Origin of the sequence: Streptomyces sp. NPDC046915 (assembly GCF_040644935.1) — a bacterium.
Lineage (GTDB): Bacteria > Actinomycetota > Actinomycetes > Streptomycetales > Streptomycetaceae > Streptomyces.
In genome coordinates, this window is sequence record NZ_JBEYXB010000034.1 from 44,667 (window position 1) to 65,118 (window position 20,452).

Sequence of the window (20,452 nt, forward strand, 5' to 3'; positions counted from 1 at the left end):
GTCACGGGGTCAGAGCCAGCCCTTCTCCCTCGCGATCCGTACCGCCTCCGCCCGGTTTCTGACCGCGAGCTTCTGGATCGCCGTCGAGAGGTAGTTGCGTACCGTCCCCTGGGACAGGTGCAGGGCGGCCGCCAGTTCGGCGTTGGTGGAGCCGTCGGCGGCGGCGCGGAGGACCTCGCGTTCGCGGTCGGTGAGGGGGTTGGCGCCCTCGGCCAGGGCCGCCGCGGCGAGTACGGGGTCGATGACGCGCTCGCCGGCCAGCACCTTGCGTACGGCTTCGGCGAGTTGGGACGCGGGGGCGTCCTTGACGAGGAAGGCGTCGGCGCCCGCCTCCATGGCGCTGCGCAGATAGCCGGGGCGGCCGAAGGTGGTGAGCACGACCAGCTTGACCGCGGGCAGCTCCTTGTGGACCTGCGCGGCGGCCTCGATACCGGTGCAGCCCGGCATCTCTATGTCGAGCAGGGCGACGTCCACGCCGTGCTCGCGGGCGGCGGCCAGCACCTCGTCCCCGCGTGACACCTGGACGACGACGTCGATGTCGTCCTCGAGGCCGAGCAGGGCGGCCAGCGCCTCCCGGACCATCGACTGGTCCTCGGCGAGGAGGACCTTGATCGTACTGCTCATGCACCGGATCCTACGTCGGCCGCGGTGGCCGTGGGCACGCGGGCGACCAGCCGGAAACCGAGCCTGACGCGGCCCGCCTCCAGGGTGCCGCCGACCTTCTCCAGACGTTCGGTCAGACCGGTCAGGCCGTTGCCGGGACCCTTGCCGGAGCCGCCCGATCCGTCGTCCTCGACGGCGAGTTCGAGGACGGGGCCGTCCAGGGTCTGGCGGCGCAGCACCTCCACCGTGCAGCGGCCGGCGCCGCTGTGCCGCACGACGTTGGTGACCGCCTCGCGCAGCGCCCAGGCGAGGGTGGCCTCGGCCTCCTCGGGGACGCCGGCGAGGTCCGGTTCGGCGGGCACCTCGGCGGCGACCCCGGCGGCGGTCAGGGCGACCTGGGCGCCGGCGAGTTCGGCGGCCAGCCGGGGGCGGCGGTAGCCGGTGACCGCCTCGCGGACGTCGACCAGGGCCTGACGGCTGACCTGTTCGATGTCGGCGACCTGCTGGGCCGCCTTGTCGGGGTGGTCGGGGAGCATACGGCCCGCCAGTTCGCTCTTGAGCGTGATCAGGGAGAGCGAGTGGCCGAGCAGGTCGTGCAGGTCACGGGCGAGGCGGAGCCGTTCCTCGTTGGCGGCGAGCTGGGCGACGGTGGCCCGGGCCTTGCGCAACTCCACGGTCGTGTGGACGAGTTGGCGTACGCCGCTCATGGAGTAGCCGACGAGCAGCACGACGAGGAACAGGCCCCAGGCCGTCTCCTGACCGACGTGCAGCCCGACCAGGATCATCGCGACGGTGGTCGTCGGGATCGTCCAGTACGCCACGCGCAGCGGGAGGGTCGCCCCGCAGGTGACCGAGACGTACACGAACAGGCCGAGCCAGTTGTCACCCAGCGTGAGGGACAGGACGACGGCCAGTGCGAAGAGCACGGCCACCAGGGCCCCGACCAACGGGCCGCGGAAGGGGCGCCCCATGTTGCGGAAGACCACGGCCAGATAGATCCCGGTGAAGGAGACGAACCCCGCCCAGCCGGCCACGGTGGCGCCGGTGGTGTGGTGGCCCCCGGTCAGGTCGCTCACCGGGCCGGCGAGGAAGAACAGCCAGGGCACGATCCACACCAGTTTGCGCACGAGCTCGCTCCTGTTGCGGGGCGCCTCCCCCATGCGCATCAGCCGCTCTGTCCGGGCCTCGTCGGCGGCCCGCAGGTCTTCCATCATGACGCTCACGCCTTCAGCGTGTCCTTCCGGTACAGCCAGGCCGCGCTGCCCGCGAAGAGGAGGAAGAACACGGCGAGGATGGCGATGTCCTGGGCATGCGGGGCCTGACTCTGCTCGATCGCCCGTCCCAGAGCAGCGTACGCGTGCGTGGGGAGCCACTTGGCGATGTCCTGGAGCCACTGCGGGAAGGTCGTCGAGGGCATCCACAGGCCGCCGAGCATCGACAGGCCGAAGTAGGTGATCATCGTGATCGGGCGGACCGCGTCCCCGGTGGCGAGGTAGCCGATGGCCACGCCGAGCGCGGCGAAGACCAGGCTGCCGGCCCAGATGGAGCCGGTGAGCGCCAGCCACTGCCAGGCGTCGAGGCGTACGTCCTTCACGGCCGCGGCGACGACGAACACGATGACGATGGACGGCAGGCTGACCACGGCGGCGCTCGCGGTCTTGGCGAGCACGTAACCGCGCCCGGGCAGCGTGGTCAGCCGCAGCTGCCGTACCCAGCCGCTCTCGCGCTCCTTGGCGATGCGCTCGCTGTTGCCCATGAGGACGGCGGTCAGGGCGCCGAAGGACGCCATGGAGACCATCATGTAGGTCGGCACGGTCAGACCGGTGCCGTCGATCTTGGTGTGGCTGTCGGCGTTGCCCGCGATGAGCAGGAACAGGGCCGAGGGGTAGATCACCGAGAAGAACAGGAACTTGCGGTTGCGCAGGGAGCGCGCGAGCTCCAGCTTGATGAGACTGTTCACGACTGCGTGACCTCCTTGGCCTCCTCGGCCTCCGTGATGGCGACGAAGGCCTGCTCGAGCCCGAGCCCGGCGACTTCGAGGTTGCGGGGGTAGACACCGAGGCCGTACAGGGCGTGCACGGTGGCGTCGGCGTCGGTGGACTGGATGCGGACCGTCTGGCCCGATATGCCGATCGTGGCGAGGAACGGCAGGCCGCGCAGCGCGGTCTCGTCGATCTCGCCCTCCAGGTCGAAGGAGACGCGGCGGGCTCCCGCCTTGGCCTTGATCTCGGCGGCGGTGCCGTCGGCCAGCAGCCGGCCCCGGTGCAGGACGAGCACGCGGTCGGCGATGGCGTCGGCCTCTTCGAGGTAGTGCGTGGCGAACAGCACGGTCCGCCCCTGGTCGGCCTGCTCGCGCATGGTGGCCCAGAAGGCCTGGCGGGCGGAGACGTCCATGCCGGTGGTCGGCTCGTCCAGGACGATCAGGTCGCTGTCGCCGGCCGTGGCGAGGGCGAAGCGGACGCGCTGGGCCTGGCCGCCGGAGAGCTTGTTGACCTTGCGGTCGGCGATCTGGGCGATGCCCGCGCGGGCGAGCACGTCGGCGACCTTGTACGGCTTCGGGTGCAGATCGCAGGCGAGCTTGACCAGCTCGGCGACGGTGACCTCGTCCATCAGCCCGCCGCTCTGGAGCATGGCGCCCACGCGTCCGGCGACGATCGCCTCGCGCGGGCTGGTGCCGAAGACGCTCACCGTGCCGCCGTCGGCCTGCTTGAGGCCGAGCAGCAGGTCGAGGGTGGTGGACTTGCCGGCACCGTTCGGGCCCAGCAGGGCCACGGTCTCGCCCGGGTGGAGCTGGAGCGAGAGCCCGTCCACGGCCCGTGTGCTCCCGTACGTCTTGCTCACCTGATCGAACCCGACCACCGGGGTGGTGGTCGCCGCTGTCGTTGTCATGACGTACATGCTGGCTTCAGGGCCCGGGTCGTCGTCAGTGTCGGCGGTCCTGAGTGCCGGATGACAGATGTCATGCGAAGGGCATGACATGACAAGAGGGGGCGCCCGGTGATCACCGGGCGCCCCCTCCGCGTCGGGCCCGCTCAGCTCGGATTCGTGTCGATGACCGCGATCCGGTTGGTCTTGCTCATCAGCGCGGTGCGCAGGTTGATGTAGACCTCTTCCGGCGTGAGGGGGGTCTTCTTGCCGTTGGCCCGGGTGATCAGCACGCCGTCGAACGTCTGGCCGTACAGCTTCTTCAGGGCGGCCAGGTCGGGCTTGTCGACCAGCTTGCCGTTGACCGGCGTCACCCTGAGGAATTTCCACAGCGAGTTCTGCGGGCTCATCGGGACCGAGTGCGCGGCGTCCGTCTGCACCGTCGCGTTGGCCGACATCGCCGGCTCCGCGAACTTCTTCATCTCGCGGTCGACCTCGGCGTTGGAGACCGTCGGCTGCTTGGTGGTCGTCGGCACGGTCACCGGAGTGCCGGTGCCGGTCTCCACCGCCGTGCGGTAGGCCTCCTTGACGGCCTCCGTGGACCGGGCGGCGTCGACGGCCTTGCCGGCCTTGCCGTAGACCGCGACGGCCTTGCCGGACTTGAACTCGATCGTGCCCTCGGTGACCGAGCCGGAGCCGCCGCCGACGCCCTCCAGGGCCGCCTGGAGCTTCTCCTCGTCGACCGGCATCGCGGGCTCGACGACCCGCTTCTGGCCGAAGAGCGACCCGATCACGGAGACGGGGTTGTAGTCGCTCTTCGCCGCCGAGCCGACCGTGGACTGGAAGTCGAACTGGAGGCCCGCCTGGTCCGGCGTGAGGGAGACCGTCTTGCCGCCCACCGACAGCTTCAGCGGCTTGTTCACCCGGTCGCCGAAGGCGTCGTCGAGCTTCTTGACGGCTTCGTCACGGGTGCCGCCGCCGATCTCGACGCCGAGCACGGTGGTGCCCTTGGGCACGTCGGAGTGGTTCATCAGCAGCCCGGCGCCGTAGGCGACACCGGCGACCATGACCACACCGCCGCCGAGCAGCACCAGCTTGCTGCGGCCCTTCTTCTTGGCCTTCTTGGGCTTGGTCTCCGGCACGTTCTGCGCGACCGGCTCGGGCAGCTTGGGCGGCGTGTGCGCCAGCGGCCCGTCGGCAGGCGTGCCCGGCCCGAACGGGGACCCCGAGCCCGGCGGGACGACCGGGATGCCGCTGGTGACGGTGTGCCCGGAGACGTTGTCCGCCGGGGAAGCGTAGCCGGGGGTGCCCTCGGGGGCGGGCTTCTGCGGGGTGAGGACGGCGGTGTCGTCGCTCAGGCCGCCGCCGGGACCGCGGCCCGGGACCGGGCCCGTGCCGGGACGCGTACGGGGGGCACCGGGGGCGCCGGTGGCGCCAGGGCCGCCGAAACCGCCCGGGGCGTCGAACGCCATACCGGGGTCCAGACCGATGTCGCCAAGGCCACCCGGTCCGGCCGGTCCACCCGGAGCACTCGGACCGCCCGGGGCGGCGCCGACGGGCAGGGCCAGCGGGCCGTCGCCGGTGACCGGGCCACTGGTGGGGCCCGCGGGGCCCTGCGGTCCGCCGGCGCCGCCTCGGCCGCCCTGGCCGTTGAAGTTGCTGGGGCCGCCGGGCCCGGCCGGGCCGCCCTGGGTGTTCGGACCGCCGCGGCCGTTGTCCGCGAAGTACGGCAGTTCGTCGCGGCGTGGCTCGTCGCCGCCGGGGCGGGGACCGTTGCCCTTGCCGTTGCCGTTGCCCAGTGGGCCCGCGGCCAGCGCCTCGGTGACGTCGAACGATCCGGTGCCGCCGCCGTGCCCGGGGGCGACGGGACCGCCGGTGGCGCCGGGAAGGCCCGCGCCGTTCGTCCCGCCGGACCGGGACGCGCCCGGCACGCTCATAGAGCCGACCACACCACCGGGACGCCCCGCGCCCGGACGCGTACCGCCCGAGGTGCCGGAGCCACCCGGACGCGTGGCGCCCGAAGCCCCGGAACCGTTCGGACGCGTACCGCCCGCGGCTCCCGCGCCCGGCGTCGTGGCGGCGCCCGGCGTCGCGGCGGCACCCGCGGCGGAACCGCCGGGCAGACCGGCGCCGTTCGTGCCGCCGCCGCCCGGACCGCCCTTGGGCGCGCCGGACTTGCGGGGCGCGAACCAGTCGCTGGTCTTCTCCTCGCCCGGCGCGGCGGGCTCGGCGGGGGGCTCCACGGTGCCCGTGGAGGTCGCGGTGGGGGCCGCGGGCTGCGGGTCCGCGCCCGCGTCGTCGGCCACGCTCTCGGTGTCCGTCGCGACGGGCGTGCGCATCACGACCGGCGGGATGGGCCGCGATCCGGGGATGTTGATCCGGATGCGGGTCGTCAGCGTGGTCTCGGTCTTGCGTTCCTCCGGCTGCGCGGCCGAACGGCCCGCGTCCGCACCGTCGTCGGAAACCATGGGGGTCCCGTACGGCGGCGTGCCCGAGGGGTATGCGGCTCCGCCGCGCCCGTTGGGCCCGGAGGACGGAGTGTCAGTTTCACGACTCAAGGCAGGTTCTCCCGGTTGGCTCCGCCGCCCGCGTTACGACCTCTCTCGGGCGACTCGGCGGCGCGCACCACCATACTGGCCACTTCTGGCGCTTATCCCACGACCGCTGGGGAAACCCACACCGGACTCGCACGCGCGCCGCATGGCGAAGTGGTACGTCACTTGCCAAGTCGGGCGGCACCGGCCCCAGGTTGCCGTCCGGGCGCAAGGGTGGCGCAGATCACAGCGAGGGCCATGCCGCCGAGCAGGAACAGATAGGAACCGCCACCCGCGCCGAACAGGAAATCCCCTTCGGGACGGCTGGCGGTGAGGAAGATGACGGTAACGATCCAGCCGACCACCGGCGCGACCGCCCCGGCGCGACTGCCCATCGCGTACGCCCCTCCGAGGAACAGCCCGGCGGCGCCCGCCAGGGCGAGCAGCAGCCCGCCCGGGAACCAGCCGGCCTGCACCAGGGCCCCGGCCATGGCGACCACCACACCGAGCACGAACAGCCCCAGAAGGGCGGCGATCCGTCCGCCCGAGGGACGCCGCAACGGCTGCGCGAGCATCGAGCCCCGGTCTGCCCCGCTCATGACGTCTCCTCGATCCCGGCGAACAGATCGGTCTCGCGCCCGGATTGCCCGACGGCGTCCGGTCGCTCACCGCTCACCAACTCGTAGTACTCGGTGGTGAACAGGGGCTGCGCCAGCTCGTTGGAGAGCGCGAAGTAGGGCTCGGCGACCTCGATCTGGGTGGCGTGCGCGCGCATCGCGGCGGCCTTGGCGGCGGCGTGGGCACTGCCGTCGATCGCGGTGGTGATCCGCTCCTCCTCGACCACGCCGGGCACGTCGTCCACGGCAGCGGCCTTCGCGAAGGGCAGACCGGGCAGATCATCGGCCAGCCGGCCGAAGGCGGCCTCGGCGACGGGACGCGGAACCCGGTTCCAGTAGACCTTGGGGACCCGCCGGCCCGCCTCGGCGGCCAGCTCCACGGCCCTCATGGCGACGCGGTGGGCCTGGATGTGGTCGGGGTGGCCGTACCCCCCGTTCTCGTCGTAGGTGACGAGGACCTGGGGGCGGACCTCGAGGATCACCTGGACGAGATGTCCGGCGGCCTCGTCGAGATCGGCCCGCCAGAAACAAGCGGGGTCGTCATTGTCCGGAATGCCCATCATCCCGGAGTCCCCGTAGCGCCCCGCGCCGCCGAGCAGCCGGAAGTCCGCGACGCCCAGCTCACCCATCGCGGCGGCCAGCTCACGCAGCCGGTACTCACCGAGGGCGGCACCGGTCAGATGCCGCAGCTCGGGCGGAATGACCTCACCGCGTTCCCCGAGCGTGCAGGTGACCAACGTCACCCGGGCACCCCGGGCCGCGTACGCGGCCATGGTCGCGCCGTTGTTGATCGACTCGTCGTCCGGGTGCGCGTGCACCAGCAGCAGACGCCGATCGGGCAGTTCCGTCATGGGCCCAGCCTACGAGTTCCTCGCCCCCGACCCCGCGTCCCCGGCCGCCACCTCCGCCGCGTCGACCGGGTGCCGCCGCTGGAGGCCGCCGATTTCCTGATTCACGTCACTCAGAGTGGCTGGTGACGCATACCGTGATGCGTGACTACGCAGTTGCGTACGGTGACCCTCCGCTGGTTGCCCGGCGGCTTCCGGACTGTCGGCTGCGGGCGTACGGGTAGGGCGCGCGAGCACCAGGCGTTACGGGAGAGGGGCGCGGATGTCGGTGGACGGCGAGGCGGTACTGCTCAGGACCGAGGCGGACGAACCGGGCTGGGAGGTGGACCCGGACGACGACTGGGGCGTGGCCGTGATCGCCACGGTGGGGCGGCAGTTGAAGCTGCGGCGGGAGGCAGCGGGCTTGCGGGCCGGCGAGTTCGGGGCTGCGGTCGGCTACGGGGAGGACCTGGTCTACAAGATCGAGGGTGGGAAGCGGATCCCCCGGCCCGAGTATCTGGACAAGGCGGACGAGGTGTTGGGGGCGGGTGGGCTGCTCGCGGCGATGAAGGAGGACGTGGAGAAGGTCCGGTACCCGAAGAAGGTGCGGGCCTTGGCGGACTTGGAAGCCCAGGCCGTCGAGATCCGCGTGTACGAAACCAGCAACATCCACGGCCTGTTGCAGACACCGGAGTACGCCCGAGCCCTGCTGGAGTGCTGGCAGCCCGCTTATACGCCTCAGGATTTGGAGCGACGGGTGGGCGCTCGCATGTCCCGGCGATCCGTCTTCGAACGGTCGCCCGCACCCGCTCTCAGCTTCGTCCTGGAAGAGGCCACGCTGCGCCGCAGGGTTGGAGGCACAATGGTGCGGCGGCAGCAGTTCGAGCGCTTGCTTGACGTGGGGCAGCTGAGCAACGTCACGCTTCAGGTGATGCCGATGGACAGCGGGCCGCATCCTGGAATGAGCGGAAGAATCGAACTGCTGAGGTTCCAGGATGGAACGGGGGTCGGGCGCTCCGATGGCGCGTTCAACGGCCGCCCGGTCGAAAATCTGAGGGAATTGCGGATCCTTGAGCTTCGGTATGGCACCATCCGGGCGCAGGCTCTTCCCCCTACGGAGTCACTAGCCGTCATCGAACAACTGCTGGGAGAAGCATGATCCGCAAGCCCACTGTCGGCGACGCCTCCGAACTGGCGTGGTTCAAGAGCAGCTACAGCAGTGGTCCTGACGGCGACTCCTGCGTCGAGATCGCGATGGCACCCCGCTCTGTGCAGGTCCGCGACTCCAAGCACACCGCCGGCCCCCAGCTCGCGCTGGCGCCGGAGGCATGGGCGTTTTTCGTGTCCGGCGTTTGCGAGTGACCGTAGGGGCCGCCCGCTTCTTCGGCATTGTCGTGCTTCCACGACCCGAGTAAAGGGCGCTCCAGCACGGGGGAGAAGCGGGTGGCCCCGTCAGAACTTGATGCTCCCGATCATGCTGGCCACGTTGGTCGTCAGCTCGCTGATCGTCGGGGCGACCGTCGAGGAGGCCAGGTAGAAGCCGAGGAGGACGCAGACGAGCGCATGACCGCCCTTCAGGCCTGACTTCTTGACCAGCAGGAAGACGATGATCGCCAGCAGCACCACCGCCGAAATCGAGAGTGCCACGGCGGCTCACCTCCAAAGATCCAGGGACGCGGGGGGTGGGACGGACTATGGGGGTTGTAGATCGGTCCAGCAATTCCATACGCAAGCCAGCAGGTTCATACCCACATGGCGGTAGTGATCATAACTATCCGCCCTTGCGCATCGCTGGGCGCACGGCCGCACAAGGGGGCGCATGGCCAATATGGTCAAGGCATGACGACCGAGCCTGTCTCCTTCCCCCGACGGCACGCCCGCACCCAGCGGTTCACCCTCGGCGCGCCGCGCTCATTCACCGTGGCGCCCGACGGTTCGCGTGTCGCGTTCCTGCGCTCGCACTCCGGTACGGACCGGGCGAACTCCCTGTGGGTCATCGATGTGGTGGACGGCGGGGAGCGCGTGGCGGCCGACCCGCGCGCTCTGCTGCAAGGCGCCTCGGAACAGCTCTCGCCCGAGGAGCGAGCACGCCGCGAGCGCAGCCGTGAGGGCGGCGCCGGCATCGTCGGCTACGCCACCGACGCGGCCGTCGAGTTGGCGTCTTTCACCTTGTCAGGGCGGCTTTTCGCGGCGGAGCTGCGGGCCGGGACCGCGCGTGAACTGCCCGTTCCGGGGCCGGTGATCGATCCGCGGCCGGCGCCCGACGGACGGCACGTGGCGTATGTCGTCGGGGGCGCCCTGCGGGTGGTGGGTGCCGAGGGTGAGGGCGACCGGGCGCTGGCGGAGCCGGAGTCGGAGGGCGTCACCTACGGGCTGGCCGAGTTCATCGCGGCCGAGGAGATGTCTCGTTCGCGTGGCTTCTGGTGGTCCCCGCGGTCGGACCGGCTGCTCGTGGCGCGCGCGGACGACACGCCGGTGGGGCGGTGGTGGATCGCCGACCCGGCCCATCCGGAGAGTGAGCCGAACCACGTCGCCTACCCGGCGGCGGGGACCGGAAACGCGGACGTACGGCTGTTCGTGATCGGTCTCGACGGCGCGCGCACGGAGGTCGTATGGGATCGGGTGCGCTACCCGTATCTGGCGCGTGTGCACTGGTCAGAAGCGGGGGCACCGCTGCTCCTGGTGCAGGCGCGGGACCAGCGCAGCCAGCTGTTCCTGGCCGTGGATCCGGAGTCGGGGGCGACGCGAATGGTCCATGCCGATGAAGATCCAACATGGCTTGAACTTTTCCCCGGGGTGCCGTGCTGGAGCCCCTCCGGACAGCTTGTCCGGATCGCGGACGAGGGCGGGGCGCGGGTGCTGACGGTGGGCGAGCGGCCGCTGACCGGGGCGCAGTTGCACATCCGTGCGGTGCTGGACGTGACCGCCGACGACGTGCTGGTCTCGGCCTCCGCGGGCGAGGAGGCGGAGGCGCCGGAGACCGGTGAGGTGCACGTCTACCGGGTCAACGAGCTGGGTGTGGAGCGCGTGTCGCAGGAGCCCGGCGTGCATTCGGCGGTGCGCGCCGGGGGCGTGACGGTGCTGGTCTCAGCCACACTGGACCACCCGGGCGCCCGTGTCCGGGTGCTGCGGGACGGAAAACAAGCGGCGACCGTCACGTCGTACGCCGAAGATCCCGGTTTGTCCCCGCGCGTGACACTCACCCAGGGGGGCGCACGTCGAATTCCGTGCGCCGTGCTTATGCCTACGGACTACCCCGGGGACACTGACGGGGGCGCTCGCCTTCCGGTACTGCTCGACCCTTACGGGGGACCGCACGGCCAGCGCGTGGTCGCCGCGCACAACGCCCATCTCACCTCCCAGTGGTTCGCCGACCAGGGTTTCGCGGTGGTCGTGGCCGACGGCCGGGGCACCCCGGGCCGCTCCCCCGCCTGGGAGAAGGCCATCCACCGGGACTTCGCCCTCACCCTGGACGACCAGATCGACGCGCTCCAGGACCTCGCGCGGGAGTACCCCCTCGACCTGACCCGGGTGGCGATCCGGGGCTGGTCGTACGGCGGCTACCTGGCCGGCCTGGCCGTGCTGCGCCGCCCGGACGTCTTCCACGCGGGCATCGCGGGTGCGCCGGTGACCGACTGGCGGCTGTACGACACCCACTACACCGAGCGGTACCTGGGCGACCCGGCCACCGACCCGGCGGCGTACGAGAAGAGCAGCCTCGTCACCGACGAGGGCCTGTCCGCCCCCGCCGACCCGCACCGCCCGCTGATGATCGTGCACGGGCTGGCCGACGACAACGTGGTGGTCGCGCACGCCCTGCGGCTCTCCTCGGCCCTGCTCGCCGCCGGCCGCCCGCACGAGGTGCTCCCGCTGTCCGGCGTCACGCACATGACCCCGCAGGAACAGGTCGCGGAGAACCTGCTGCTGCTCCAGGTGGACTTCCTCAGGCGTTCGCTGGCACAGCCGCGTGCATAGCGGTGCAAACAACCACGAACTTCGTTAACACGGAGGCAACTTCACGGAAGCGGTACCGATATACGGACGCGCGAGGCTGAACAGCGTACGGCCGTGCGGGTGCCGTGAACGGGCCGGGGTGCTCCTTGTCACCCCGGCCCGTTGCCGTTGCGCTCCTCGACCGGCACGACCTGCTTCTCCTCCGCGAAATGGCACGCCGAGTCGTGCGCCGCCGGGCCGGTCTCCAGGCGGAACGCCTCCGGGACAGCGAGGGCCGGCACCTCCAGTGCGCAGCGCTCCCGGGCCTTCCAGCAGCGGGTGCGGAAACGGCAGCCGGACGGGATGTCGGTGGGGGACGGAACTTCACCCGAGAGGATGATCCGTTCTCGGTGTTCGCGGGCGTCGGGGTCGGGGACGGGCACGGCGGACAGCAGAGCCTGGGTGTAGGGGTGCGTCGGGTGGTCGTAGATCTCCGTCTCCGTGCCGATCTCCACGATCCGGCCGAGGTACATCACCCCGACCCGGTCGGAGATGTGCCGCACGATCGACAGGTCGTGCGCGATGAAGACGTAGGAGAGCTTGAATTCCGTCTGGAGCCGGTCCAGGAGGTTGATCACCTGGGCCTGGATCGAGACGTCCAGGGCCGACACCGGTTCGTCGGCGACGATCACCTCCGGGCGGAGGGCCAACCCCCGTGCGATGCCGATGCGTTGGCGCTGGCCGCCGGAGAACTGGTGCGGGTAGCGGTTGACGTACTCGGGGTCGAGGCCGACGACGTCGAGCAGTTCCTGCACCTTGCGGCGCCGGTCGCCCTTCGGGGCCGCCTCGGGGTGGATCTCGTACGGCTCGCCGATGATGTCGCCGACCGTCATCCGGGGGTTGAGGGAGGTGTAGGGGTCCTGGAAGACCATCTGGATGTTGCGGCGTACGGCCTTCAGGGCCCGGCCGGACAGCCGGGTGATCTCCTCGCCCTTGAAGCGGATCGAACCCGCCGTCGGCCGTTCGAGGTTGCACAGCAGCTTGGCGACCGTCGACTTGCCGCAGCCGGACTCGCCGACGATGCCCAGCGTCTCGCCCCTGGCCAGGCCGAAGTCGACGCCGTCGACGGCCTTCACCGCGCCGATCTGCTTCTTGAACAGGATTCCCCGGGTCAGCGGGTAGTGCTTGACGAGCCCGCTGACCTCCAGGATCGGCTCAGTCGTCGAGGCTGCCATGCAGACACTCCCTCCAGAAGTGGCAGGCGCTCGCCCGGTCCGCGTCGACCTCGTACAGCGGCGGCTCGTCGGTCCGGCACACGTCGCGGGCCATCGGGCAGCGCGGGTGGAAGGCACAGCCGGGCGGGATGTGCATGAGGTTGGGCGGCAGGCCCTTGATGGCGTAGAGCTCCCGGCCCTTGAGGTCCAGGCGCGGGATGGAGTCCAGCAGGCCGCGGGTGTAGGGGTGAGCCGCGCACTTGTAGATGTCGTGGACCGGCGCCGATTCCACGATCCGCCCCGCGTACATCACGGCGATCCGGTCCGCCACGTCCGCGACGACCCCCAGGTCGTGGGTGATCAGGATCAGTCCCATGTGGTACTCGCGCTGCAACTCCGCGAGCAGGTCCATCACCTGGGCCTGGACGGTGACGTCGAGGGCGGTGGTGGGCTCGTCGGCGATGATGAGCGCCGGCTCGAGGGCCAGCGCCATGGCGATCATGATGCGCTGGCGCATGCCGCCGGAGAACTGGTGCGGGTAGTCGCGCACACGCTGGGCGGCGGCCGGGATGCGTACCCGGTCCATGAGCTCGACCGCCCTGGCCCGCGCGTCCTTCTTCGACATCCCCCGGTGGACCACGAACATCTCGCCGAGCTGGTCGCCCACGGAGAGCACCGGGTTCAGCGAGGACAGCGCGTCCTGGAAGATCATGGCCATCCCGGCGCCGCGGACCTTCCTGCGCTCCTCCTCCTTCAGCTTCAGCAGGTCCTGGCCCCGGAAGAGGATCTCCCCGCCGGTGATCCGCCCCGGCGGCATGTCGAGGATCCCCATGACCGCCTGGGCGGTGACCGACTTCCCCGAGCCGGACTCCCCGAGCACCGCGAGCGTCTCCCCCGCGTCCACCCCGTAACTCACCCCGTTCACGGCCCGGGCGACCCCGTCCCGCATCCGGAACTCCACGTACAGGTCCCGCACTTCCAGCAGCACGGCGGCTCACCTCGGCTTCGACTGGTCGAGGTCACCGCTCGCCGCGCCGCCCAACCCGCCGGAGGCCGGACCGGCGCGGCGGGTCACGCCACGGCCGCCCTGTCGCCGGCCGGCGCCGGGGCGGAGGCCCGCGCGACTGCGGCGGGGCCGGCGGTCTTGGCCGATGGCCGCCGACGCACAGCAGGACCGCGGCACAGACCTCCCCCGGCCCGGCACCGCCGACGCCGGCTCCGCGCCCACCCCGCAGCCGGCATCCCCGTCCCCCGCTCGGAACCCCCCGTACACATCCGGCACTTCCAGCAGCACCGCGGCTCACCTCAGTTTCGGGTCGAGGGCGTCGCGTACCGCGTCGCCGAGCATGATGAAGGCCAGGACTGTGATCGCGAGGGCGCCGGAGGGCCAGAGGAGGGCGTGGGGGGCGTTGCGGATGTAGGGGGAGGCGGCGGAGATGTCGATGCCCCAGGAGACGCTGGGCGGCTTCAGGCCGACGCCCAGATACGACAGGGTCGCCTCCAGCGCGATGTAGGTGCCGAGCGCGATGGTGGCCACGACGATCACCGGGGCGACCGCGTTGGGCGCGATGTGGCGCAGCAGGATCCGCGGGCCGGAGGCGCCGAGGGCGCGGGCGGCCTGGACGTAGTCGTTCTGCTTGGCGGTGATGACGGCGCCGCGGGCGATGCGGGAGATCTGCGGCCAGCCGAGCAGCACCATGAACCCGATGACCGGCCAGACGGTGTTGCTCGTCACCACGGAGAGCAGGACGAGGCCGCCGAGCACGACCGGGATCGCGAAGAAGATGTCGGTGAGGCGGGAGAGCAGCGAGTCCCACGCCCCGCCGAAGAAGCCCGCGAGCGCGCCCAGCACGGAGCCGAGGAGCGCCACCCCCAGCGTGGCGCAGACGCCGACCGTGACGGAGGTACGGGCGCCGTAGACGGTCCGTGTGTAGACGTTGCAGCCCTGGCCGTCGTACCCGAAGGGGGCGCCCGGCTGGGAGCCCTCCTGGGCCTTGGCGAGGTCGCACTGGAGCGGGCTGCCGGAGGCGATGAGCGAGGGCCACAGGGAGATGACGACGAGGAAGACGATGACGAGCCCGGAGAGGAGGAAGACGGGGTTGCGGCGCAGGTCCCGCCAGGCGTCGGACCAGAGCGAACGGGGCTTGTCCTGTGGTCCCGTGCCCTCCGGGCCGCCCGGCGTGCGCTCCAGCGTCGTCGCCTCGCTCGCCGCCAGGTCCATCGCGCCGCCCGCGCCGGTGCCCGCGATGGCGCCCTCGGGCTCGTACGACTGCTCAGGCATAGCGGATCCTCGGGTCGAGTACGGCGTAGAGGAGGTCGACGAGCAGGTTGGCGATCAGGAAGACCAGCACGAGGACGGTCACGAAGCCGACGACCGTCTGGGTGTTCTGGCGCAGGATGCCCTGGTAGAGCTGGTAGCCGACGCCGTGGATGTTGAAGATCCGCTCGGTGACGATCGCGCCGCCCATCAGGGCGCCGATGTCGGTGCCGATGAAGGTGACCACGGGGATGAGCGAGTTGCGCAGCAGGTGCCGGGTGATCACGCGGTGCCTGGGCAGCCCCTTGGCGATCGCCGTGCGGACGTAGTCGGACCGCTTGTTCTCGGCGATGGAGGTGCGGGTCAGCCGGGTGACGTAGGCGAGCGAGACGGAGGCCAGGACCAGTCCGGGCACGAGCAGCTCGCCGAAGGTGGCCTCCGGCGGCACCGACGGTTTGATCCATCCCCACGCCACGCCGAGCAGGAGCTGGAGCAGCAGACCGGTGACGAACACGGGCACGGAGATGACCACCAGGGTCGCCAGCAGCACCCCGGTGTCGACGGGCCGGCCGCGGCGCAGCCCGGTGACCACGCCCAGGGTGATGCCGATGACGATCTCGATGACGATCGCCACGATGGTCAGCCGGACGGTGACGGGGAACGCGGTCGACATCAGCTCGGTGACCGGCTGGCCGTTGAACGCCGTCCCGAAGTCGCCGGTGAAGACGTTCCCCATGTAGGTCAGGTATTGCTGCCAGAGCGGCTTGTCGAGGCCGAACTCCTGCTTCAGCTGGGCGGCCGTCGCCGGGTCGCACTGCCGTTCGCCGCACAGTCCCGCGATGGGGTCGCCCATCACGTTCACCATCAGGAAGATCAGCAGCGTGGCCCCGAAGAACACCGGGATCATCTGGAGCAGACGCCTGAGGACGTAGCGCCCCATGGCGGATCAGCCGACCTTGATCTCGTTGTAGACGGGGACGCTGAAGGGGTTCAGGGCCACGTCGGAGAGCCGCTCGGAGTAGCCCGCGCTGCCGTTCTGGTACCACAGGGGGATGGCGGCCATGTGGTCCCGGACGACCTCCTCGGCCTGCTGGAAGGTGGGCACCGCCTTGGTGGTGTCGGTCTGGGCGTTGGCCTGGTCGACGAGCTTGTCGAAGTCCTGGTTGGACCACTGGCCGTCGTTGGAGGAGGCACCGGTGTAGTAGAGCGGCTGGAGGAAGTTCTGGATGAGCGGGTAGTCCATCTGCCAGCCGGCGCGGAACGGGCCGGACATCTTGTGCTGGGTGATCCGGTTGCGGAAGTCGGCGAAGGTGCCGACCGGGTTGCCGACGCAGGCCTTGTCGTTGCCGAGCGCGTTGTTGATGGAGTTGCACACGGCGTCCACCCACATCCTGTGCGAGCCGGTGTCGGCGTTGTAGGTGATCTTGACCTGCCCGCCCGGGAGCCCGCCGCCCTCCTGCACCAGCTTCTTGGCCTCGCCCGGGTTGTAGTCGCAGGCGGCCCCGCACAGCCCGTCCTTGAAGCCGCCCTCCGTGCCGAGCACCGGTGAGGTCCAGTCGGTGGCCGGGATGCGGGTGTTCAGGAAGATGGTGTCGGTGATCTGCTTGCGGTTGATCGCCATGGACAGGCCCTTGCGGACCTTCTCCGCGCCGCTCGTGTCCCAGTCCTTGTCGTAGTAGGGGAAGGCGAGGGTCTGGATGATGCCGGCCGGGGTGTTGATGTAGCGGTCGCCCAGGTCGCTCTTGACGTTCTTGAGCTGCGAGGCGGGGACGTCGTCGACCAGGTCGAGGTTGCCGGCCAGCAGGTCGGTGTAGGCGGTGTCGTTGTCGGTGTAGACCTTGAGGGTCACGCCGTCGTTCCGCGCCTTGTCCGGGCCGGGGTAGCCGGCCCATTTCCGCAGGGCCATCTGCGAGCCCCTGACGTACGAGTCGACGGCGTACGGTCCGTTGCCCACCGGCTTCTCCAGCCAGGCCGCGTGGTCGGAGAAGAACGCCCGGGGCAGCGGGGCGAACGCCGGGTAGCCCAGGGTGTCGGGGAAGCTGGAGAACTTCTGGGCCAGCTTGACGGTGAAGGTCCGGTCGTCGACGACCTTCAGGCCGGAGAGCGTGCCGGCGCTCTGTGAGCCGCTTTGCGGGTGGACCTTGTCGTAGCCCTGGATGTAGCCGTAGAAGTACGCGTTCCGCTGGTGGTTCCTCAGGCTCGCGCCGTAGTTCCAGGCGTCGACGAAGGACTTGGCGGTCACCTTCTCCCCGTTGGAGAAGGTCCAGCCGTCCTTGATGGTGATCGTGAAGTTCTGGGAGTCCGCGGTGTCGATCTTCTCGGCGAGCATGTCCTTGGCCGCGCCGGTCCTCGGGTCGTACTTCTTCAGGCCCCGGAAGATCATGTCGAGGACCTTGCCGCCCTGCACCTCGTTGGTGTTCGCCGGCTCCAGCGGGTTCTGCGGATCGCCCCAGGAGGAGGAGAGCACCGAGCCGCCGGCCCCGCTGCCCGCACTCCCGCGGACCCCGCAGGCCGTCGCGGCGAGCGCCACCGCCAGCGCGCAGGCGAGCCGTCGGGCGTACGTGGTTCCACGCATGCAGTGCCTCCTCGGGAATGCGCATGCCTGCGCTGCGGCGCCAGCGTCTGACCTCCGATATCTTATGGGCCAATATCGCTATAAACAGGGCATTACGCACACCCGGGCGGCCCGTACGCGAGAGAGTGCACCCGAACGAGCGGCGAGGGGGCCGGTTCGCCCACGTGTGGCACACTGCCCCGGTGGTCGATCGCTCGTTCGCGCAACTTTCGCTCGCCTCTCTGTACGACGCCCTCAATCCATGGGGTCCGGGCGACGACTTCTACCTCGGCCTGGTGATGTCCGCTCGGTCCGTGCTCGATGTGGGGTGCGGTACGGGCCGGTTGCTTGCACGGGCCCGCAGGGACGGCCACCGCGGTCGGCTCACGGGGCTGGATCCGGCCGCGGCGATGCTCGTACAGGCCCGCCGTCGGGAACCCGGGGTCGAATGGGTGCTCGGGGATGTGCGGACACAGCCGTGGGGCGGTGAGTTCGACCTCGTCGTGATGACCGGTCACGCCTTCCAAGTGCTCCTCACCGAAGAGGAGTTGCGGCTCGTTCTGGGCTCCGTCCGGGCCGCTCTCGCCGACCGCGGCCGGTTCGTGTTCGAGACGCGGAATCCGGCCGCCCGCGCCTGGACCCGGTGGACGCCGGACCGCGTGGACCGCGTCAGCGACACCGACGGCCGTGCCGTGCGGGTGTGGCGCGAGGTCGAGGGACCCCTCGTCGGCGACCGCGTGACCTTCGAGGAGACGTTCGAGGGCGAGGGCTGGGACTTCCGCCGGCTCAGCCGCTCCACCCTCCGGTTCACGCCGCCCGACACCCTGTCACGCCGTCTGCGCGAGGCGGGACTCGGCGTACTGGAGCAGTTCGGCGACTGGGACCGGAAGCCGTTGACGCTCCGCAGCCCCGAGATCATAACGGTGGCCGGATCCGTTCACCGACCGCCGCCAGCGTTCGACCAGACCCCCTTCACCGGTATGGACCAATGTTTGGACTGACGGCACATCAATTCAGCGTTTCCGCAGGCCACACCGGCTTCAGGCGCCGTTGACGGGCACAGACCACCGCTGATAGACACTCTCATCACCCACCCGGTGTCACCAGGCAACTCCCGGCTCCCGAAGCCCGACAAGCCGTTTCCGCGCGAGTGATGACGCGAGGTCACGATCGATGAGTACACCAGACCGGCCCGGCAGAACCCGTCCGCACCCGAGAACCCCGCGACTGCGTCTCACCCGTCTCGCCGCCGCCGGCGGCGCCCTCGCCCTGGCCGTCACGGCGACGCTCACGACTCCGCTCAACCCGGCTCCGCAGCGGGCGCAGGCCGCCCAGGGCAAAAAGGTCCTCACCATCGCCGTGGCGCAGAGCGTCGACTCGCTGAGCCCCTTCCTGGCCGTGCGTCTGCTCAGCACGAGCGTCCTGAGGCTGACGTACGAGTACCTCACCGCCTACGACCCCGGTGACGCCCACGCGGTCCCGGGCCTGGCGACGAAGTGGTCGCCGTCGGCCGACAAGCTCACCTGGACGTACACGATCCGTTCCGACGCGAAGTGGTCGGACGGACAGAAGGTCACCGCCGAGGACGCGGCCTGGACGTTCAACAAGATGATGACCGACGAGGGGGCCGCCACCGCGAACGGCAGCTTCGTCACCAACTTCCGCAAGGTGACGGCCCCCAGCCCGACCCAGCTGGTCATCGAACTGAAGAAACCCCAGGCCACGATGACCGCCCTGGACGTGCCCATCGTGCCCCAGCACATCTGGGAGAAGGTCAAGGACTTCTCGAAGTTCAACAACGACAAGAGCTTCCCCGTCGTCGGCGACGGGCCCTTCGTCCTCACCGACTACAAGCCCGACAGCTACGTCCGGCTGAAGGCCAACAAGAGCTACTGGCGCGGGGCTCCGAAGTTCGACGAGCTGGAGGTCAAGTACTACAAGGACCAGGACGCGGCGGTGGCCGCCCTGCGCAAGGGAGAGGTCTCCTTCGTCGCGGGTTCCCCCTCCCTGACACCGGCCCAGGCGGCCTCCCTCAAGGGCGAGAAGAACATCCACGTCAACGACGCCCCCGGCCGCCGCTTCTACGCCCTCGCCACCAACCCGGGCGCACAGGCGAAGAACGGCCGGAAGTTCGGCGACGGCGACCCTTCGCTGCTGGACGAGCGGGTACGGCACGCCCTGTTCATGGCCGTCGACCGCAAGGCCATCGTCGACAAGGTCTTCCAGGGCCACGCGGTCGAGGGCCAGGGCTACATCCCGCCGCGCTTCTCGTCGTACTTCTGGAAGCCGTCGGCGAGCCAGGAGCTCGCCTACGACCCGGCGAAGGCGGCCCAGCTCCTGGACGAGGCGGGCTACCGGAAGAACGCCGACGGCAAGCGGACCGGCGAGAACGGCAAGCCGCTGAACTACCGCCTCCTGTGCCACGCCACCGACCCCAACGACAAGGCGGTCGGCCAGTACCTCAAGGAGTGGTGGGGCAAGCTCGGCATCGGCGTGACGCTCGACTGCCTGGACAACGTCACCGACCCATGGCTCGCGGGCAAGTACGACCTCGCCTTCGACGGCTGGTCCGTCAACCCCGACCCGGACTACGTCCTGTCCATCCACACCTGCGCCGCCCTGCCCCCGACCCCGAAGGACACCGGCGCGACGGACAACTTCATCTGCGACAAGACCTACGACGGGCTGTACGCGCGGCAGCTCGCCGAGTACGACCCCGCCAAGAGGGCGGACCTCGTCAAGCAGATGGAGTCGCGGCTCTACGACCTCGGGTACATGAACGTCCTCGCGTATCCGAACGCGGTCGAGGCCTATCGCACCGACCAGATCAAGTCGATCACCACGATGCCCGAGAAGGCGGGCAACATCTACGGTCAGGACGGCTACTGGAGCTGGTGGTCCGCGGTGCCCGCCGCCTCCGACGGGTCCTCGGACGGCGGCGGCTCGACGGGCCTCGTCATCGGGGTCGTCGCGGGTGTGGTGGTCCTCGGCGGCACCGGGCTGCTCCTCGCGAGGCGGCGCCGCGCCACCGCAGAGGACCGCGAGTAG

General features: G+C 70.4%; 18 protein-coding genes. 5 read left to right on the forward strand and 13 right to left on the reverse strand.

Annotated elements, in window-relative coordinates; translation table 11 throughout:
* Positions 1–9: 9 nt before the first annotated feature.
* The 7 genes from ABZ915_RS45220 to mshB form a co-directional block, all read right to left on the reverse strand.
* A complete protein-coding gene (locus ABZ915_RS45220) occupies positions 10–624 on the reverse strand; it encodes a response regulator transcription factor (RefSeq protein WP_361816176.1) in 615 nt (204 codons plus the stop codon).
* Positions 621–1,817 (reverse strand): histidine kinase, encoded by a 1,197-nt coding sequence (locus ABZ915_RS45225; RefSeq protein ID WP_361816255.1) that lies wholly within the window; start codon positions 1,815–1,817, stop codon positions 621–623. Before ABZ915_RS45225 ends, ABZ915_RS45220 begins: the two co-directional genes overlap by 4 nt.
* A 5-nt stretch (positions 1,818–1,822) precedes the next feature.
* Positions 1,823–2,563, reverse strand: coding sequence for an ABC transporter permease (locus tag ABZ915_RS45230; protein ID WP_361816178.1), 741 nt, complete (start codon positions 2,561–2,563; stop codon positions 1,823–1,825).
* On the reverse strand, positions 2,560–3,492 hold the full coding sequence (locus ABZ915_RS45235) for an ABC transporter ATP-binding protein (protein WP_361816181.1): 933 nt from the start codon (positions 3,490–3,492) through the stop codon (positions 2,560–2,562). The genes ABZ915_RS45230 and ABZ915_RS45235 overlap by 4 nt, the downstream gene beginning before the upstream one ends.
* Positions 3,493–3,635: 143 nt before the next feature.
* Positions 3,636–6,026, reverse strand: a complete 2,391-nt coding sequence (locus ABZ915_RS45240) for a hypothetical protein (RefSeq protein ID WP_361816183.1) — start codon at positions 6,024–6,026, stop codon at positions 3,636–3,638.
* Positions 6,027–6,184: 158 nt separating this feature from the next.
* A complete protein-coding gene (locus ABZ915_RS45245) occupies positions 6,185–6,601 on the reverse strand; it encodes a DUF6113 family protein (protein WP_361816186.1) in 417 nt (138 codons plus the stop codon).
* A complete protein-coding gene (gene mshB, locus ABZ915_RS45250; RefSeq protein ID WP_361816189.1) occupies positions 6,598–7,470 on the reverse strand; it encodes an N-acetyl-1-D-myo-inositol-2-amino-2-deoxy-alpha-D-glucopyranoside deacetylase in 873 nt (290 codons plus the stop codon). Before mshB ends, ABZ915_RS45245 begins: the two co-directional genes overlap by 4 nt.
* 259 nt (positions 7,471–7,729) lie before the next feature.
* Here mshB and ABZ915_RS45255 point away from each other — a divergent pair, with 259 nt between their 5' ends.
* On the forward strand, positions 7,730–8,605 hold the full coding sequence (locus ABZ915_RS45255; protein WP_361816192.1) for a helix-turn-helix transcriptional regulator: 876 nt from the start codon (positions 7,730–7,732) through the stop codon (positions 8,603–8,605).
* Positions 8,602–8,808, forward strand: a complete 207-nt coding sequence (locus ABZ915_RS45260; RefSeq protein ID WP_361816195.1) for a DUF397 domain-containing protein — start codon at positions 8,602–8,604, stop codon at positions 8,806–8,808. The genes ABZ915_RS45255 and ABZ915_RS45260 overlap by 4 nt, the downstream gene beginning before the upstream one ends.
* 90 nt (positions 8,809–8,898) lie before the next feature.
* On the opposite strand, the gene ABZ915_RS45265 is transcribed toward ABZ915_RS45260, so the two are convergent.
* Positions 8,899–9,093 (reverse strand): hypothetical protein, encoded by a 195-nt coding sequence (locus tag ABZ915_RS45265; RefSeq protein WP_356818200.1) that lies wholly within the window; start codon positions 9,091–9,093, stop codon positions 8,899–8,901.
* A gap of 192 nt (positions 9,094–9,285) precedes the next feature.
* Between ABZ915_RS45265 and ABZ915_RS45270 the strand changes: the two genes are divergently transcribed.
* Positions 9,286–11,421: a prolyl oligopeptidase family serine peptidase gene (locus tag ABZ915_RS45270; RefSeq protein ID WP_361816200.1), complete on the forward strand. Its 2,136-nt coding sequence runs from the start codon at positions 9,286–9,288 to the stop codon at positions 11,419–11,421.
* Between the two features lie 128 nt (positions 11,422–11,549).
* On the opposite strand, the gene ABZ915_RS45275 is transcribed toward ABZ915_RS45270, so the two are convergent.
* From ABZ915_RS45275 to ABZ915_RS45295, 5 genes are all read right to left on the reverse strand, one after another.
* Positions 11,550–12,614 carry a dipeptide ABC transporter ATP-binding protein gene (locus ABZ915_RS45275; protein ID WP_361816203.1) on the reverse strand — a complete coding sequence of 355 codons (1,065 nt, stop codon included), beginning with the start codon at positions 12,612–12,614 and terminating at the stop codon, positions 11,550–11,552.
* Positions 12,595–13,581 (reverse strand): ABC transporter ATP-binding protein, encoded by a 987-nt coding sequence (locus ABZ915_RS45280; protein ID WP_361816206.1) that lies wholly within the window; start codon positions 13,579–13,581, stop codon positions 12,595–12,597. Before ABZ915_RS45280 ends, ABZ915_RS45275 begins: the two co-directional genes overlap by 20 nt.
* 312 nt (positions 13,582–13,893) lie before the next feature.
* A complete protein-coding gene (locus ABZ915_RS45285) occupies positions 13,894–14,874 on the reverse strand; it encodes an ABC transporter permease (RefSeq protein ID WP_361816209.1) in 981 nt (326 codons plus the stop codon).
* Positions 14,867–15,790 (reverse strand): ABC transporter permease, encoded by a 924-nt coding sequence (locus tag ABZ915_RS45290; protein ID WP_361816212.1) that lies wholly within the window; start codon positions 15,788–15,790, stop codon positions 14,867–14,869. Before ABZ915_RS45290 ends, ABZ915_RS45285 begins: the two co-directional genes overlap by 8 nt.
* A gap of 6 nt (positions 15,791–15,796) precedes the next feature.
* Positions 15,797–17,425 (reverse strand): ABC transporter substrate-binding protein, encoded by a 1,629-nt coding sequence (locus tag ABZ915_RS45295; protein ID WP_361816215.1) that lies wholly within the window; start codon positions 17,423–17,425, stop codon positions 15,797–15,799.
* A 182-nt stretch (positions 17,426–17,607) separates the two neighbouring features.
* Between ABZ915_RS45295 and ABZ915_RS45300 the strand changes: the two genes are divergently transcribed.
* Positions 17,608–18,405, forward strand: a complete 798-nt coding sequence (locus ABZ915_RS45300; RefSeq protein ID WP_361816218.1) for a class I SAM-dependent methyltransferase — start codon at positions 17,608–17,610, stop codon at positions 18,403–18,405.
* A gap of 172 nt (positions 18,406–18,577) precedes the next feature.
* Positions 18,578–20,452 (forward strand): ABC transporter substrate-binding protein, encoded by a 1,875-nt coding sequence (locus ABZ915_RS45305; RefSeq protein ID WP_361816221.1) that lies wholly within the window; start codon positions 18,578–18,580, stop codon positions 20,450–20,452.

Coding starts and splice junctions, on each gene's coding strand:
- ABZ915_RS45225 (WP_361816255.1), bottom strand. CDS start 1,817: ATGATGGAAGACCTGCGGGCCGCCGACGAGGCCCGGACAGAGCGGCTG.
- ABZ915_RS45235 (WP_361816181.1), bottom strand. CDS start 3,492: ATGACAACGACAGCGGCGACCACCACCCCGGTGGTCGGGTTCGATCAG.
- ABZ915_RS45260 (WP_361816195.1), top strand. CDS start 8,602: ATGATCCGCAAGCCCACTGTCGGCGACGCCTCCGAACTGGCGTGGTTC.
- ABZ915_RS45245 (WP_361816186.1), bottom strand. CDS start 6,601: ATGAGCGGGGCAGACCGGGGCTCGATGCTCGCGCAGCCGTTGCGGCGT.
- ABZ915_RS45290 (WP_361816212.1), bottom strand. CDS start 15,790: ATGGGGCGCTACGTCCTCAGGCGTCTGCTCCAGATGATCCCGGTGTTC.
- ABZ915_RS45295 (WP_361816215.1), bottom strand. CDS start 17,425: ATGCGTGGAACCACGTACGCCCGACGGCTCGCCTGCGCGCTGGCGGTG.
- ABZ915_RS45270 (WP_361816200.1), top strand. CDS start 9,286: ATGACGACCGAGCCTGTCTCCTTCCCCCGACGGCACGCCCGCACCCAG.
- ABZ915_RS45220 (WP_361816176.1), bottom strand. CDS start 624: ATGAGCAGTACGATCAAGGTCCTCCTCGCCGAGGACCAGTCGATGGTC.
- ABZ915_RS45285 (WP_361816209.1), bottom strand. CDS start 14,874: ATGCCTGAGCAGTCGTACGAGCCCGAGGGCGCCATCGCGGGCACCGGC.
- ABZ915_RS45305 (WP_361816221.1), top strand. CDS start 18,578: ATGAGTACACCAGACCGGCCCGGCAGAACCCGTCCGCACCCGAGAACC.
- mshB (WP_361816189.1), bottom strand. CDS start 7,470: ATGACGGAACTGCCCGATCGGCGTCTGCTGCTGGTGCACGCGCACCCG.
- ABZ915_RS45255 (WP_361816192.1), top strand. CDS start 7,730: ATGTCGGTGGACGGCGAGGCGGTACTGCTCAGGACCGAGGCGGACGAA.
- ABZ915_RS45275 (WP_361816203.1), bottom strand. CDS start 12,614: ATGGCAGCCTCGACGACTGAGCCGATCCTGGAGGTCAGCGGGCTCGTC.